This is a genomic window from Vibrio sp. 1078-1 (assembly GCF_033340475.1).
Genome location: NZ_JAWOWM010000233.1, coordinates 1 through 787 on the forward strand (window position 1 = coordinate 1; position 787 = coordinate 787).

The window sequence follows — 787 nt, forward strand, 5'->3', positions numbered from 1 at the left end:
AACATGCCGATTAAGGATGAACTTAGCGCAATCAAAACCCAATACTTAGATGGATCGATGGGTGCAGCGTTTGACTCTTGGACCATCACGACTCAAACCGATACCAGTGATATCAGTGAGACGGGGTCGGTCACGGATAACCGCGATATTGACACCCAGTTTAACCTTGCCGCAAATAGTTTCGCTGTTGGCGGCACTTTCATCAAATATACGGTGAAAGCAAAGATCAGCGAGAAAGTGGTTGGCCAAATCTTAAACGTGGCGGTTATTGATAACAGTCATAACCTAGTTGCTGAGCCAGCCAACATGCTGCCTTCTGAGGTAAGCAAATCCCATAAAGCGTACACGGATTCGTCTTTATCAAGCGAAAAGCTGACGTACAATCACACGTCTAGTGGTGAAAATATCGTGTACCGTCTGCGCCTCCAAAACAATGGTAAAGGACTGGAGTACAACAAATCACTGCAAGAGTTATTCTCTAGCATCAAAGTCCGAGTGGCACAAAATGCGGCTGGAGAATCAGATGCACAGAGTTTACCTGCGTTTGCTGCGCACGGATGGGAAGTGAGCGTGAACACTTCTGGTGAAGCAACGACGGATATCGGCGGCTTTGTTGGTGGTGCAAATGCGGATATCGATATTCCAGTTCTATCTATTGCGCCGGGCGGTTGGATTGAGTTTGTGATGAAGTCACGTATTCGCCCAGACGCTTTGGATCAAATTGCTTCGACGCCGAAATACGACGGCACGAACTTCGCGACAGCTCGCGTGACACCGGAAGGCAGCA

The 787-nt window shown here is 48.3% G+C and carries 1 protein-coding gene; it reads left to right on the top strand.

Translation table 11 applies throughout. The annotated features are described in order from the left end of the window. The coding region (locus R7190_RS26820; protein ID WP_318137790.1) for a hypothetical protein at nt 1-787 on the top strand (787 nt) is incomplete at both ends.